Below are 13,785 nucleotides of genomic sequence, written 5' to 3'. Positions count from 1 at the left end.
TGTATCGATATTAAAACAGATTCCTGTTTAGAACATCTCGGGGAAATCGTCAATGATCTCGGAAAAGCTTTCCGTAACCCGGTCGGCAAGCCCAAGCTCGTCACCGGAACACGAGTTAGAAATACCGACGCATCTCATCCCTGCCCTTTTGGCCGCCAAAACACCGTGGGGGGAATCTTCAAACACAACACACTGGGCGGCCGTTATGGTGCCGTCGTAATCTCTTCTGAACCTCTCAAGGCATTTAAGGTAGACCTCGGGGGATGGTTTCGGGTTTTCCGTATCATCAGCCCCTATTACAAAGCCGAAGAACTCGGAAAGCCCTTTGTGCCTCAGTATGAGGTTAATCTCTCCGGTTAACGCGCCGGAACCTATCGCCACATGAAATCTGCCCCGAATGGTCTCAAGAAACTCAACGATCCCCGGAAAAATTCTTATGTCCTCCCCTATCATTTCTTCAAAACAGATGCCTTTTTCTTTGACAAGCCGTGCAATCTCCCGTTCCGTGTACTGTTGTCCGTTATCCTCAAGGAACCTCTTGAAAAAGCTCTTGTCGTCGCAGGCAAGGTACCGTAAGTAATAGTCGGTGGGCGAGAGCTTTAGTCCCAGAGTTTCTACAATTCTCTGAAAAGCTCTGAGGTGCAGAGGCTCGCTGTCGACTATCACGCCGTCAAAATCGAATATGACCGCCTTTATCATTCCGTTTCCCCGATTTGTGAGATATGGTATTTTACTGCCGGGAGAAGCCTATACAAAGAGTCTGCGAATAACACACAGACGGGAGAAAAAGAAAAATGGATTACTACAACCCCGAGGATCTCAAGAGATTTCCCGAGATCGGAGAGTTCAGTGAAGACCTCATGGACAAGTTTTTCGAGTACTACAACTCCGCAACCGCCGAGGAAGGGGCACTTACGAAAAGGGAAAAAGCGCTCATAGCCCTGGCCGTGGCTCATACCGAAAAATGTCCCTACTGCATAGACGCATACACTACGCAGTGCCTTGAGACTGGAGCGGACCCGGAGCAGATGACTGAAGCCGTACATGTCGCCGCATCAATGTCGGCGGGCATAAAGCTCATCCATGCAATCCAGATGCATAACACGCTGAAAAAAAACCGTGCCCTCTAGAAACAAAAACAGGAAGAAAACCTGCCACGGAACAAGTTAACGGAAGCTCTCGAAGGATACGTCATGATCCAAGAAAAAACGAAGACAGAGAATCATAATTTTTCCCGCAAACTGATCGACCAAGGTCTCGATATCAACCCTATTACGGTTGAAACCCTGCAGGTGAACATAACAAAACTTTGCAACCAGGCCTGCACTCACTGTCACGTGGATGCCTCGCCCTGGAGAAGTGAGCAGATGAGCATTGAGGGCGTAGAAAGATGTCTTGAAATACTTAGTGAAAACGACTGCATCAAAAACCTTGACCTGACTGGAGGAGCTCCAGAGTTAAACTCCCATTTTGACTACTTCGTAAGGGAGGCCGGAAGTCTTGGCAAACACGTAATGGTAAGACACAACCTGACGGTTACTCTCGACGGGAACCCCCGGACGGGAGAGGAAAAAACGTACATACCAAGGTTTTTCGCCGAAAACCGCGTTGAAGTGATATCCTCGCTTCCATATTACAGCAGCTACTTCACGGACAAGCAGAGGGGGAAAGGGGTTTTTGAAAAAAGCATAGAATCCCTAAGAATGCTTAACAGCGAAGGCTACGGGGGCGGAGAACTGAAACTTAATCTGGTATATAACCCCGTCGGGACTTTTCTTCCCCCGGACCAGGTGAGCCTTGAAGCAGACTTTAAGGCAAAACTCAAAAAGAACTACGGGATACGGTTCGATAACCTATACACACTGACCAATATGCCGATTAACAGGTTTGAGAAGGAACTGAGAAAACAGAACGCCTACGAGGAATACATCGAAAAGCTTGTAAACGCTTTCAATCCCGAAACCGTAAACGGCATAATGTGCCGGAACCTGATCAGCGTAAGCCACGACGGAAAAATCTACGACTGCGACTTTAACCAGATGCTTGAGATGCAGTGCCGAAACGGGAACGGGGAGCTGACCATATTCAACTTCGACCTTCGCCAGGTGATCAACAGAAAGATAAGGTTCGGCGTTCACTGTTTCGGATGCACCGCGGGGGCCGGAAGCAGCTGCGGCGGCCAGACGGCATCCTGATTCCGAGGCTTTGCGGAATGTCGCAAAAAAACGATAACGCCCTGATCGTTTTTCTTAAGTATCCGGAAACAGAAAAAGTAAAGACGCGCCTGGGAAAAGACATAGGGAAGCAGAGGGCCATGGAACTCTATCGTGAAACGGCAAGTTTCGTCGCCGACTCCTTCTCGGGTTCAAAGAACTGGACGGCTTTCTTCTTCTATACTCCAAGAGAAAGAAAAAAAGAGGTTTTTGAGTGGCTGGGAGACAAAGAAGGTTTTTTTTTCGCGCAGGGGACAGGTTCTCTCGGACAGAGAATGTCCCGTGCGTTTGAAAAATGTTTTTCACTGGGATTCAGAAATGTCGTCATCATAGGCACAGACTGCGTGATGATGACCGAAGAAGACCTGCAAAGAGCGTTCTCGTTGCTTTCGGGAGAGAAATTTGAGGCGGTCCTGGGTCCGGCAACCGACGGGGGATACTATCTCCTCGGGCTATGCAGGAAAACGGACGCGGTTTTTCAGGATATCCAATGGAGCACTTCCCGCGTATTTAAGGAGACCGAAAGACGGATTAGGGGAAGCGGTCTGCGCCACGCCGTCATGAGAGAACTTTCGGATATTGACGAGGAAAAAGATATAAGCATAAAGGATATAATGACAAGGGATATGAAACTCGCGCGCAGACTGGAGCAAATTCTTTTGAAAGGCCAAAAAAACCGTACTGAGAAAAACGAGGAGAGAAAACCGGTATGAATCCCGAAATTCTGGATGTGGGAATAGTTGCTTCTTTTTTCGCCGGGGTGATCGCGTTTCTTTCTCCTTGCATTCTTCCGCTTATGCCGGGTTACCTATCGGTAGTAACGCATCTTTCATACGAAGATCTCTCAGACACTCGAAACCTGCCCAAATTCTCAAGGGTGATCGTACCAAGTCTTGTCTTCATCCTGGGATTCTCAACTGTCTTTATCTCCCTGGGCGCATTCTCTTCCCAGCTTGGGGGGATGATCTCCGGCAACAAGACTTTTTTGCTCAGAATAGCCGGAATATTCATAATCCTTTTCGGAATATTCGTAATGGAGATCGTAAAGGTCCCATTTCTTGAGAGAGAACATAAAATCTCCCTTCCGCGGGAAAGGGGAAATCTTCTCGGAACTTATATTCTCGGTTTGGCGTTCGGTTTTGGCTGGACGCCTTGCGTAGGACCTATTCTCGGATCCATACTCCTCTACGCAAGCACAGTGGAAGGAACGCTAAACGCGGTTGGGCTGCTCGCGGTTTATTCACTCGGGATCGGCATACCGTTCATGCTGGTCGGTCTTGCGTTTAACAGCGCCATGATATCTTTTAGCGGCGTCAGAAGGTATTACCCGTATTATAAGTACGCAATAGGCTCGGGACTTGTAATCATAGGAATAATGATGTTTTCAAACGAGATTCACTACTTAAATATCTATGGTCAGAAAATACTTGACGCGGTGGGGATAGATTTCTGGAAAAGGTTTTAGCCGACGATAAATTCTCCTGAGAAAACTCTGTGGGGCCGCTCAGGCTACACAGTCGTCTAACAGGGAAACACCCTCAAGCCGTGACAATTTCCGAAATATAACCGGGGCTCTCAGTCGTGAGCGATTCCAGGAGCATCCGCGCCATTTCCCTCACACGCTCCATCCGCGATAGCCTGCTCCATCTCCTCAAGGGTAACCGCAGGACCATCGTATTGCAGTGCTCCGCACAGTCGTTTAACGCTCCGCACGGGCATAATACGCACTCCACCGTCAGCAATGAAATAACGGATCTTGTCTCCGGCCCGCAGACCAAGAAATTCACGAACAGGTTTCGGCAAAGTCGTCTGTCCCTTTTTCGCTATGGAAGATTCTGTCATCATATCGCCTCCCGTTACATTGCAGTATGCAGTTTAACCTTGCTATAGTCAGAAATGAAAGTGCTTTAGCTGTTTTGTAGTACTTTTATTCTAGAAGCATTACATTTTCCAATACAATTGACGAAAAAATGGTGGAAGAACCCGAGGCGCAGCATGTTTCGGACCCGCGTTGCGCAGTCAGAGGAAAAACAACGTGAACTCCCAGAATCGTATACATCTCGGATTACGCGCCTCCGTAGCTCAGGATTCCGTAGCTGTACGCGCCGACAAGGGGGGCGACCGAATCTACGGCTTCCGGAGCGACCTGTTTCCCGACCTCAAGCAGTTCCGTTGACTCCTCTACCTTCATGCCGTGGCGCTTTTCAAAGACGCTTAGGTCATCAAACCCGGTCACCCAGGTCACGTTGAAAGTTTTCTGGAACATGTCAGTCGCCCTGACAACATCAGGGTTTTCGTGGGTCCTGTTAATGACACTCAACGGATAGTAGTCAAAAGCGATTTTGAACGAAGGAATTCTGGCGCACAGGCTGTCAAAGAAACTGTGGATCAGTTCAAGGGGAAGATACATGCTGTTTCCTTCCCAGAGAAAAAATATCGGGGAGTTGATGTCAAAGCCCGCCTTGATGAGTTCTTCCGGCAGGTCAGCTTCAAGATAGTTGCATGGTATGCTTGCGCATGGCTTAACGCCGCGGCTTTCAAGCACCTTGCGCTTGAATTCCAGAAGGGACGGCTGGTCAACATCGCAGAAACGCACTCCCTCGGTCTCAAAGACCAGGGAGCGCATGTCAAACCCGCAGCCGAGTATGACAATCTGTTTCATGCCGGCTTGAATCTCCCGTCTCGTGATCTCATCCAGTATGCAGAAGCGGTAACGGAGAATTTCAACCGATTCCGGAAGAATCTTCGTTACCCTGTCAACCTTCTCTCTTATCTCGTCCGTGACAAACCAGTGGGCGTACGGGTCGTTGAACACGCGGTGTTCACGGTTTTGTTCCATTTCCCTGTAGCAGGCTACGGCAAATGCGGTTGTTCCAACTTCATTTATGTCTGACATGGCAGATCCATATAAAATTACGCAGATGCGCACTCAGCGGAAACGGCATGAGGGACGCGGAGTTCCCGCTATTAAAATATGCCCTATTACAGCGTTGGCAAGTAAAAAAATTTTTGTGAACTTTGCTGGAAAAGCTGCTTGTAGAAAACTGTGAGCGATTGCAAGCTGATAACAGAAAAAACTGTATGCAGAAACTTCAGAAAAATTTTTCAAAAATAAAATTGTCATATAAGTTTATGTTTGATGAAAATCAGGAAGTCTCATATTCTTTACGGTTAACTGGAGGTACGAATGCCTTTATATGAGTACGAATGTTACGACTGCGGAGATGAATTTGAAGTCCTGGTACTTGATTCTGGTGAAATCATAAAGTGCGTGAGTTGCGACTCGGAGAATATCGGAAAACAGTTCTCGACTTTCGGAGTAACCAGCAACGGGAGTTCCGAGGTTTCCGAGAGCGGGGATTCAGGATACTGTTTGCAACCGTCCTGCTCTTGCTGCTGATTTGGAAACATAATTGCACAAAACTTATCTCTGTATATAATTAACTCTTCATTTTAAAACACCCGACGGAGGATCGGTCAAGAAATGTGCGAAGGCGATAAGAATATGAAGGAAGCCGCTCTTGAATATCATAGAAGCGGCAGAAAAGGAAAACTTGAAGTCGTACCAACAAAGCCCTGTGACACGGCATGGGAGCTTTCCCTCGCGTACTCTCCAGGAGTCGCCGAACCCTGCAGGGAAATAGACAAGGACAAAGATCTCTCTTATGAATACACCAACAGGGGAAATCTGGTCGCGGTAGCTTCAAACGGCACTGCGATACTGGGACTCGGAAACCTGGGCGCCCTGGCGGGAAAACCCGTAATGGAAGGAAAAGGGGTGCTTTTCAAGAAGTTCGCGGATGTTGATGCCTACGACATTGAAATAGATACCGATGACCCCGACGAATTCATAAAGACCGTAAAATACCTTGAGCCCACTTTCGGCGGTATTAACCTTGAGGATATAAAAGCCCCCGAATGCTTCTACATAGAAGATAAGCTGAAAGAAGAGATGGACATACCCGTCTTTCACGACGATCAGCACGGAACCGCTATAATATCGGGTGCTGGACTTCTTAACGCCTGTGAGATTACCGGGAAAAAGATGAGCGAGCTCAAAATGGCCTTTAACGGCGCCGGAGCGTCCGCAATCGCATGCGCAGAGTTCTTCATAGCCCTCGGAGCAAAAAGGGAAAACATAATAATGTGCGACAGCAGGGGCGTAATTTACGAGGGAAGAAACGCTGGGCTTAATCCCCAGAAAGAAAGATTTCTTGTCGATACGGACAAAAGGACCATAGGGGACGCGCTGGTCGGGGCCGATGTGTTTGTCGGACTTTCAAATGGCGGAGCCATAAATCAGCAAGACGTCAAGAACATGGCGAAAAATCCTATAATATTCGCCATGGCTAATCCCGATCCCGAGATACTCCCCGTAGAAGCGAAGGAAGCCAGAAGCGACGTAATAACGGCCACCGGACGTTCCGACTTTGCAAACCAGGTGAATAATGTTTTGGGATTTCCTTTTATTTTCAGAGGAGCGCTTGACGTAAGAGCAACAAAAATAAACGACGAAATGAAGGTTGCAGCAGCATATTCTCTCGCGGCACTCGCAAAAGAACCCGTACCGGATAAAGTAGCCAGGGCCTACGGAGACCAGAAATTTGAGTTCGGTCCGGACTACATAGTCCCGAAGCCATTTGATCCCAGGGTTTTGGTATGGGAGTCAGCCGCGGTCGCGCAGGCCGCGATGGAAACCGGCGTTTCCAGAATCCAGATCGATCTTGATGCTTACAAGAAGTCTCTGGAAGAGAAGATAAAAGATCTGCTCTAGGAAAAAACCAGCATTTTGTGAGATTGCCTCAATCCTCCGGTTAACTGCCTTCCGCAATGAGGAAGGCAGTTCTCCAACACCTATCCGGTCCATTGATAAAAGCAGTCATATTTGATATGGATGGAGTCATAATAGACAGCGAACCCCTCTGGGAGAAAAGCGAGTCTATTATGCTCAAGCAAAAGGGGTTTGCGGGCAATAAAGATTACAGAAAAGAATACAGAAAGAAGATAATGGGTCTTAATCAGAAAGACTCCGTAAAACTTCTAAAAGAAACTTTTGGCCTTGATGAATCCCCAGAGGAAATTCTCCGCACCCGTCTTAATATCCTTCTCGAACTTTACGAAAAGGAACTCAAACTCGTCGAGGGAATTCCCGAAATCCTTGAAACTCTAAGCGCGGAGAGACACGTAAAAATGGCTCTCGCTTCGGGCTCCCCGATGAAAGTAATAGAGTTTGTTCTTAAAAAATTCTCTCTTTCGGACACTTTCAGAATAAAAGTTTCGGGAGACTGCGTGGAAAGAGGAAAACCTCACCCCGACATATACCTTGAAACCGCAAGATGTCTCGGGGTCAGTCCCGAAGAATGCGTTGCGATTGAAGATTCCATAAACGGCATTGTGTCAGCAAAAGAGGCCGGCATGCGCTGTATCGCAGTGCCCGACCCGAGAATAGTCCCAGAAGACTACCCTCAGGCCGACATATTTAGAAAAAGTGTCTCAGAAATCCGCCTTGAAGACATAAAGAGCTTTGCTTAAAAAGGTCTTGGACCGGGAGCCATGAATTCCGGACCTATGGGATTCGGGACGAAAGTATCAAGTATTGCGTCTATTTCATTCATAGAATTATCGTCTATGATCCACCCTACGGTGCCCGCGAGATCATCGAGCTGCCTTGGGCGTCTAGCTCCCCAGAGAGTGATGTCGTTTTCGCATTTATCGAGAACCCACCTTACTGAAAGTTCAAGCACGTTCTTTCCGAAACGCTCGGAGGCAAGCTCTCCCAGCTTTTCAACAGCGCCAAGATAATTATCATAGACCGGCTTTCGAAACTTGGGGTCAAAATTTCTTATGTCGTCTCCCGGAAACTCCGAGTCACTTTTTAGCTTTCCACCCAGAAGTCCTCTGCACAAAGCCCCGTAGAGAAGCATGGTAACTCCGTGCTCCTCACACCAGGGAAGTACGTCTTCCTCGATCCCTCTTTCGAAAAGATTGTAAGGAGGCTGACTCGAGTTAAGCGGGCAGACGGAACGGAAAATCTCCATCTGCTCAACCGAATAGTTGCTTACTCCGACAGCTCTTACCTTTCCACTTTCAATGAGTTCCGCTATGGCTTGCGCGGTTTCCTCAACAGGGACAAGGGGATCGGGCCAGTGAATCTGGTAAAGATCTATCCGGTCGGTGCGCAGTCTTCTAAGGGAATCGTCAATCTCCTTGCGTATCCTCTCCGGGAGGGAATTTCTGAATATTCCTCCCCTATCCCACTCAAGCCCTACTTTCGTCGCGATTATCAGTTCATCTCTCATTCCGCTTTGAGAAACCGCTTCCCCCACAATTTCTTCTGAAAGACCGAAGCCATAGATAGGAGCTGTGTCAATCAGATTCACCCCGTTGTCAAACGCCTTGTATATCGTTCTCACGCATTCTTTCCTGTCGCTTCCTCCCCAGAGCCACCCTCCCATCGCCCAAGTACCAAGACCTATTCTCGACGAATTGATTTCCGTGCCGGCAATCTCTATAAACTCCATTATTTCCGCCTCCTGCTCTTTATGGTTTCAGAAGGTAAACCCTCCATCTCTCGGGTAGCCTCTATCAACGAAAACAGAAGGTTTCTCGCCTCGGTGGTCGAGCGGACCCTGTACTTGGCTTTTGACGGTCCGAAACCAACCTTTATGGAATAGGCATCTTCGGGAAGCTGCTCAAAAATGTCCTCATCCGTCCAGTCGTCTCCTATAGATATTATAAGGTCCCATTTTTTCGCTTTTATCCACTGAGTAGCCGCCTTACCTTTGTTTATAAAAGAACCTTTGATCTCCACGACCTTATTTCCTTCCAACACGCCGATCTCAAGATTCGCCGTTATGTGCGAGAGCATATCCTTAAGCTCCCCCACTCTCACGATTGAGAGTGCCGGGTCAACCTTCCTGTAGTGCCAAGCCAAGGAAAAATTTTTCTCCTCGATAAGCGACCCCGGAGTCCTGTCGACGAAGATTTCCAGTATGGGTCTTATTTCTTCCTTCCATCCCTCCGGAGCAATATCGGACATCTTCCACTTTCCGCGTCTTATCCAAAGACCGTGTTCGGCCGCAAGACCGTCTGTCACACCCCCGAGCCAGTTGGCAAGAGTCCTTCTGTCTCTGCCGCTTATGATGACAAGCTCGTTTTTCTCCATCGAGGAAAGTTCCTTAAGCGCGGAGTAGATTTCCGGGTCAGGTTTCGCATCCTGCGGATTATTCTTGAAGGAAACGAGAGAACCGTCGTAATCAAGCAGGAAAAGACACTTTTTGCTCGCCCTGTATTTTTCAATCAGTTCGCCTGTCATTTCCCGACTGAATCTTCGGGCAAACATCTTAAGTTGCCTTTCCTTTGTTTCATCAAGTCTCTCCATGAAGTCCGCCGTCCATGTCCTGATATCGTATCTGCTGAGACGGTTCTGCATCGCCTTCATCCGTCTTTTCTGCTCTGTTTTAGTCATGGCAAGGGCGGTTTCGAGTGCCCGTGAAGTGTACTCCAAGTCATTGGGGTTTATGATTATAGCTTCGCTCAACTCCTGCGCGGTTCCTGCCATCTCACCGAGTATGAGCACACCGGCTTTATTCTGCCTTGCCGCGACATACTCTTTAGCAATCAGGTTCATGCCATCGCGAAGGGGAGTAATGAAAAGGATGTCCGCCGCCAGATAAAGGGAAATCAAATCCTCAAAACCGAAAGATCTGTACATGTAGTGAATCGGGTTCCAGCCGATTGTTCCGTAGCTACCGTTTATCGCGCCGACCAGATTATCGACTTCGTTTTTCAGTATCTTGTAGTGAACAACTTCTGTTCTCGAAGGCACCGCGACAAGCAAAAGAACCACCTTGCCCCTCATCTTCGGGTTTCTCTCAAGGAAAAGATCAAATGCCCTGAGTCTCTCCGGAATTCCCTTTGAGTAATCAAGACGGTCTATTGAGAGAATGACCTTCTGATCGATTCCCAGAAGATCTATGAACTCGTCCTTTTTTTTCTGAATGCTTCGTTTTTTCGGCGCGGAGGAGAATTTCTCGTAGTCGATCCCCATAGGAAAAGTATCGGTTCTTATCTCTCTTTCCCCGATTATAAACCTTCCGAGAGAATGCTCGTGTCCAAGTATCCTTCTTACGCTTTCGGCAAAATGCCTTACGTAGTCAAAAGTGTGAAAACCTATGAGATCAGCCCCTGTAAGTCCCTGTATGATTTCCCTGCACCACGGGATAAGCCTGAAAATCTCAGAAGACGGAAAAGGTATGTGCAGAAAAAAACCGATGCTTGATTTGGGCAGCTGCTTTTTTACAAGGTCTGGGACAAGCATCAGATGGTAATCATGGACCCATATGTAGTCCCCTTCGCGGGCCACGTCGAGAATGGCAGCGGCGAACTTGGTGTTCACGTTGATGTATGATTCCCAGAACTCTTTTTTATAGGTTCCGTATTGAACGAAATAATGGAAGATAGGCCATATTACTTCGTTGCAAAACCCTTGATAATAGTCTTTTACCTCTTCCGCGCTTAGACCCACGGGATAGAAATTTTCCTCCGCGAGCCGCCGCTCCATTTCCGAAACCTGCTCCCCGGACAGACTCCCGTAATCTATCCCCGGCCATCCTATCCAGCATTTTTCGTAATCGGTATCAAGGGAACTGAGGCCCGTAGCCACACCTCCCACGCTCGGATCAAAAAAAAGCATTCCGTTTTCCTCCCGAACGGTCGTCGGCAATCTGTTGGATACAATTATGAGTTTTTTCATGAAAACTTATTATAATAAACGGGTCAGTCGCAGGAATAATAACCAAAAGAAAACTTAAGGCTAGAAAGAACAGGCTCTCTCTATGAAAATATCAAATGCGGTACCGAAGATTCTTACCGTCCTTATTATAGCCCTGCTTGCGTACACCCTTTGGAGCGGGCTTTCGGGGAAGGGAGGTATTGAAACGCCCTCACAGCTTGTGGGAAGACCCGCGCCCGAGTTCGCGCTGAAATCGTTTAGCGGCGAGAAGGTAAGACTCTCTGATTTCCGGGGAAAGACCCTGCTTGTTAATTTCTGGGCGTCCTGGTGTCATCCATGCAGAGAGGAGGCTCCCGCACTTGAGAGGGCTTACATGTCTCTCTCGGGCAATCAGGTTGAGTTCATAGGAATAAACGTAATGGACGACAGGAAAAGCGCCGAGGAATACGTAAAATCGTTCGGGGGAAGCTTCGTCAACGTTTATGACCCGGAAAACAGGGTACACCTGGATTACGGAGTGGGAGGGGTCCCGGAGACTTTCTTCGTAAGCCCCGAGGGAATCATAACCGGCAAGCACAGAGGACCGCTTACTGAAAAGATGATCATGAGCTATATGGAGAACGCGACTATTTACAACGGGCAGAGCCGGGGGAGTGAAAAACCGTGAACAGTTTTTTTCGCAAGATCCTGAGCGCGGGGCTTTTTTTGTTCCTGGCCCTTCTTATCGCCTTCCAGGCGGATGCGGACACGCTTGAAGACCAAATAGCGGAAATATCGGGAGAACTCATGTGCCCAGTATGCGAGGGACAGAGCGTTGCGGAATCAAACGCACAGCTTGCCAGAGACATGAGGGCCGTCATAAAAACAAAGCTGCTTGAAGGCCACTCAAAGGAAGAGATAATAGACTACTTCGTCTCAAGCTACGGAGAAACCATCCTCGCGTCCCCCCCGCCCAGAGGATTCAGCGTCATATTATGGCTCCTGCCCGTACTTTCCGTACTTATCGGCGCGGCAATAATCCTGAGAACCATTCGCGCATACAGGGTTGAGGAGAAGAAATAGCCAAAGTCAGTATCAAATTGCCTTTTGATACCTCCCTTGCTTTAATTCTAACCATCAGTAAAATAAGGTTTATAGCTTTTATATAGATTTTAACATCATATTATTGCTGTTTATAGGAGAAGCAGGGAATTATGAGCAAAAAGAATTTCTACGCCATGACCGACTCCGCCATAGCCGAAGAACTCGGACGCAGGCTGGAGCAGATTCGTCTTGAGGCTAACAGGCCGCAAAAAGAAATCGCCTATGAACTTGGTATCTCCGAAGGAACTTATCGCAAGGCGGTTACGGGCAAGGCCAGATTCGAGGTTATTATAGGCATCATGAGGATACTGGAACAGCTTGAGAACCTGGAGAACTTGCTGCCCGACAGGCCTTTCAGTCCAATTGAGATGCTAAAACTTCAAGGAAAAAAAAGGCAGAGAGCGGCATCGAAAAGATCTGGCAATACCCGGACTTTCAAAGGGGATAGGAATTGGTGACTCACAACGTAGCACGAGTGGAAATATGGGGACAAGCTGTAGGGGCTCTTTCATACGATAAAGATACGGGTCTGTGCGCTTTTCAATATGATCCGTCATGGATCAGAACCGCAATAGAGTTAAGTCCCGTAAAGCTGCCGTTATCCGATCGAATCTATCAATTCCCCACCTTGTCCGGAGAGACATACAGGGGACTGCCGGGCGCATTTGCCGATTCACTCCCGGATGATTTCGGTAATGCGTTGGTGGATGCGTGGCTCGCCCGAGCGGGTCGTGACAAAGATTCTTTCTCCGGATTGGAGCGTCTGCTCTATACGGGCAGAAGAGGCATGGGAGCGTTTGAGTATTTCCCGTCCATAGACACGGGGCTGGAGTCACCTGAAGTTATCGAACTCGACAGCCTGTTTGATACAGCCCAGTACTTACTTGACCGCAGAGCGGGATTATCAGGGAAGCTGAACGACGATGCAGCAGACAAAGCGCTTTACACGCTTTTTCGAATATGCACGTCCGCTGGAGGAGCAAAGCCCAAGGCCATCATAGGAATCAATAAGGCGCGCACGGAGATCCGGAGCGGGCAGGTAGACCTTCCTGAGGGATTTGAACATTACATCCTGAAATTTGACGGTGTGCCCGAACATTCAGAGAAGAGGGAAACATTCGGCGACCCCCAGGGGTTCGGCCGCATGGAGTACGCTTACTACCTGATGGCAAAAGATGCCGGAATCAGAATCTCTCACTGCGAGTTGCTTATGGACGGCCCCAGAGCTCATTTTATTACCAAACGGTTTGACAGGGTCGGAAACAGAAAAGTTCATTATCAGTCACTGTGCGCCATGGACCACGCTGACTACAACTTGCCGGGGCATTACAGTTACGAAGAGCTGTTCTCGCTGATGCGCTCGCTGAGACTGAACAGGACACAGGCGCTGGAAATGTACAGAAGAATGGTGTTTAACATCGTCGCCCGGAATCACGATGACCATACAAAAAATTTCGGTTTTATCCTGAACGAAAAGTACAGATGGGAGATATCCCCGGCATTTGATATTGCCTACAGCTATAAACCGGGCTCAAAATGGCTTAACTCGCACCAGATGTCGCTAAACGGAAAGCGAGACGATTTTACGCGCGAGGATCTGCTCGCCCCCGCCGAAAAATTCAGAAAAAAAGCGGAGGAGATTATTGATGAAGTCAGAGAGATCGTATCGCAATGGCCAAAGTACGCGAAAGAGGCGGGAGTTTTTCCGGATTTCGCCAAGCAGATTGAGAAAACGCACCGGCTGAGTTTCTGAAA

General features: G+C 48.3%; 16 protein-coding genes. 11 read left to right on the top strand and 5 right to left on the bottom strand.

The window, feature by feature from the left end:
* Positions 1–27 precede the first annotated feature (27 nt).
* Positions 28–699 carry an HAD family phosphatase gene (locus tag OXG75_07915; protein MCY3625897.1) on the bottom strand — a complete coding sequence of 224 codons (672 nt, stop codon included), beginning with the start codon at positions 697–699 and terminating at the stop codon, positions 28–30.
* A gap of 95 nt (positions 700–794) precedes the next feature.
* On the opposite strand from OXG75_07915, the gene OXG75_07910 reads away from it, so the two are divergent.
* The 4 genes from OXG75_07910 to OXG75_07895 all read left to right on the top strand — a co-directional run bounded on the left by OXG75_07910 (position 795) and on the right by OXG75_07895 (position 3,678).
* Positions 795–1,130 carry an arsenosugar biosynthesis-associated peroxidase-like protein gene (locus OXG75_07910; GenBank protein MCY3625896.1) on the top strand — a complete coding sequence of 112 codons (336 nt, stop codon included), beginning with the start codon at positions 795–797 and terminating at the stop codon, positions 1,128–1,130.
* Positions 1,131–1,193: 63 nt separating this feature from the next.
* Positions 1,194–2,195 (top strand): arsenosugar biosynthesis radical SAM protein ArsS, encoded by a 1,002-nt coding sequence (arsS, locus tag OXG75_07905; GenBank protein MCY3625895.1) that lies wholly within the window; start codon positions 1,194–1,196, stop codon positions 2,193–2,195.
* A gap of 17 nt (positions 2,196–2,212) precedes the next feature.
* Positions 2,213–2,926: a TIGR04282 family arsenosugar biosynthesis glycosyltransferase gene (locus OXG75_07900; GenBank protein MCY3625894.1), complete on the top strand. Its 714-nt coding sequence runs from the start codon at positions 2,213–2,215 to the stop codon at positions 2,924–2,926.
* Positions 2,923–3,678, top strand: a complete 756-nt coding sequence (locus OXG75_07895) for a cytochrome c biogenesis protein CcdA (protein MCY3625893.1) — start codon at positions 2,923–2,925, stop codon at positions 3,676–3,678. Before OXG75_07900 ends, OXG75_07895 begins: the two co-directional genes overlap by 4 nt.
* Before the next feature lie 110 nt (positions 3,679–3,788).
* On the opposite strand, the gene OXG75_07890 is transcribed toward OXG75_07895, so the two are convergent.
* Together OXG75_07890 and OXG75_07885 are read right to left on the bottom strand one after the other, a co-directional pair.
* Positions 3,789–4,058: a type II toxin-antitoxin system PrlF family antitoxin gene (locus OXG75_07890; GenBank protein MCY3625892.1), complete on the bottom strand. Its 270-nt coding sequence runs from the start codon at positions 4,056–4,058 to the stop codon at positions 3,789–3,791.
* Between the two features lie 220 nt (positions 4,059–4,278).
* Positions 4,279–5,109, bottom strand: a complete 831-nt coding sequence (locus OXG75_07885) for an SAM-dependent methyltransferase (GenBank protein ID MCY3625891.1) — start codon at positions 5,107–5,109, stop codon at positions 4,279–4,281.
* Between the two features lie 291 nt (positions 5,110–5,400).
* On the opposite strand from OXG75_07885, the gene OXG75_07880 reads away from it, so the two are divergent.
* The 3 genes from OXG75_07880 to OXG75_07870 all read left to right on the top strand — a co-directional run bounded on the left by OXG75_07880 (position 5,401) and on the right by OXG75_07870 (position 7,745).
* Positions 5,401–5,613 carry a zinc ribbon domain-containing protein gene (locus tag OXG75_07880; protein MCY3625890.1) on the top strand — a complete coding sequence of 71 codons (213 nt, stop codon included), beginning with the start codon at positions 5,401–5,403 and terminating at the stop codon, positions 5,611–5,613.
* An 84-nt stretch (positions 5,614–5,697) separates the two neighbouring features.
* A complete protein-coding gene (locus OXG75_07875) occupies positions 5,698–6,987 on the top strand; it encodes a malate dehydrogenase (GenBank protein MCY3625889.1) in 1,290 nt (429 codons plus the stop codon).
* Between the two features lie 56 nt (positions 6,988–7,043).
* Positions 7,044–7,745 (top strand): HAD family phosphatase, encoded by a 702-nt coding sequence (locus OXG75_07870; protein MCY3625888.1) that lies wholly within the window; start codon positions 7,044–7,046, stop codon positions 7,743–7,745.
* On the opposite strand, the gene OXG75_07865 is transcribed toward OXG75_07870, so the two are convergent.
* The gene (locus tag OXG75_07865) at positions 7,742–8,734 is read right to left on the bottom strand and encodes an aldo/keto reductase (protein ID MCY3625887.1); all 993 of its coding nucleotides are present in this window, start codon (positions 8,732–8,734) and stop codon (positions 7,742–7,744) included. The genes OXG75_07870 and OXG75_07865 overlap by 4 nt on opposite strands.
* On the bottom strand, positions 8,734–10,968 hold the full coding sequence (locus tag OXG75_07860) for a bifunctional alpha,alpha-trehalose-phosphate synthase (UDP-forming)/trehalose-phosphatase (protein MCY3625886.1): 2,235 nt from the start codon (positions 10,966–10,968) through the stop codon (positions 8,734–8,736). The genes OXG75_07865 and OXG75_07860 overlap by 1 nt, the downstream gene beginning before the upstream one ends.
* Positions 10,969–11,050: 82 nt before the next feature.
* Here OXG75_07860 and OXG75_07855 point away from each other — a divergent pair, with 82 nt between their 5' ends.
* From OXG75_07855 to OXG75_07840, 4 genes are all read left to right on the top strand, one after another.
* Positions 11,051–11,614: a TlpA disulfide reductase family protein gene (locus tag OXG75_07855; GenBank protein MCY3625885.1), complete on the top strand. Its 564-nt coding sequence runs from the start codon at positions 11,051–11,053 to the stop codon at positions 11,612–11,614.
* Complete coding sequence (locus OXG75_07850) at positions 11,611–12,009, top strand: cytochrome c-type biogenesis protein CcmH (GenBank protein ID MCY3625884.1); 399 nt, start codon at positions 11,611–11,613, stop codon at positions 12,007–12,009. Before OXG75_07855 ends, OXG75_07850 begins: the two co-directional genes overlap by 4 nt.
* Before the next feature lie 131 nt (positions 12,010–12,140).
* Positions 12,141–12,488, top strand: a complete 348-nt coding sequence (locus OXG75_07845) for an XRE family transcriptional regulator (protein ID MCY3625883.1) — start codon at positions 12,141–12,143, stop codon at positions 12,486–12,488.
* Complete coding sequence (locus OXG75_07840; protein ID MCY3625882.1) at positions 12,485–13,783, top strand: type II toxin-antitoxin system HipA family toxin; 1,299 nt, start codon at positions 12,485–12,487, stop codon at positions 13,781–13,783. The genes OXG75_07845 and OXG75_07840 overlap by 4 nt, the downstream gene beginning before the upstream one ends.
* The last annotated feature ends 2 nt before the right edge of the window (positions 13,784–13,785 follow it).

The sequence above is a fragment of the Candidatus Dadabacteria bacterium genome (genome assembly GCA_026705445.1).
Classification (GTDB): domain Bacteria; phylum Desulfobacterota_D; class UBA1144; order Nemesobacterales; family Nemesobacteraceae; genus Nemesobacter.
This window is presented reverse-complemented; position numbering and strand designations above follow the sequence as displayed.

Coding starts and splice junctions, on each gene's coding strand:
- OXG75_07915 (MCY3625897.1), bottom strand. CDS start 699: ATGATAAAGGCGGTCATATTCGATTTTGACGGCGTGATAGTCGACAGC.
- OXG75_07910 (MCY3625896.1), top strand. CDS start 795: ATGGATTACTACAACCCCGAGGATCTCAAGAGATTTCCCGAGATCGGA.
- arsS (MCY3625895.1), top strand. CDS start 1,194: ATGATCCAAGAAAAAACGAAGACAGAGAATCATAATTTTTCCCGCAAA.
- OXG75_07900 (MCY3625894.1), top strand. CDS start 2,213: ATGTCGCAAAAAAACGATAACGCCCTGATCGTTTTTCTTAAGTATCCG.
- OXG75_07895 (MCY3625893.1), top strand. CDS start 2,923: ATGAATCCCGAAATTCTGGATGTGGGAATAGTTGCTTCTTTTTTCGCC.
- OXG75_07890 (MCY3625892.1), bottom strand. CDS start 4,058: ATGATGACAGAATCTTCCATAGCGAAAAAGGGACAGACGACTTTGCCG.
- OXG75_07885 (MCY3625891.1), bottom strand. CDS start 5,109: ATGTCAGACATAAATGAAGTTGGAACAACCGCATTTGCCGTAGCCTGC.
- OXG75_07880 (MCY3625890.1), top strand. CDS start 5,401: ATGCCTTTATATGAGTACGAATGTTACGACTGCGGAGATGAATTTGAA.
- OXG75_07875 (MCY3625889.1), top strand. CDS start 5,698: ATGTGCGAAGGCGATAAGAATATGAAGGAAGCCGCTCTTGAATATCAT.
- OXG75_07870 (MCY3625888.1), top strand. CDS start 7,044: ATGAGGAAGGCAGTTCTCCAACACCTATCCGGTCCATTGATAAAAGCA.
- OXG75_07865 (MCY3625887.1), bottom strand. CDS start 8,734: ATGGAGTTTATAGAGATTGCCGGCACGGAAATCAATTCGTCGAGAATA.
- OXG75_07860 (MCY3625886.1), bottom strand. CDS start 10,968: ATGAAAAAACTCATAATTGTATCCAACAGATTGCCGACGACCGTTCGG.
- OXG75_07855 (MCY3625885.1), top strand. CDS start 11,051: ATGAAAATATCAAATGCGGTACCGAAGATTCTTACCGTCCTTATTATA.
- OXG75_07845 (MCY3625883.1), top strand. CDS start 12,141: ATGAGCAAAAAGAATTTCTACGCCATGACCGACTCCGCCATAGCCGAA.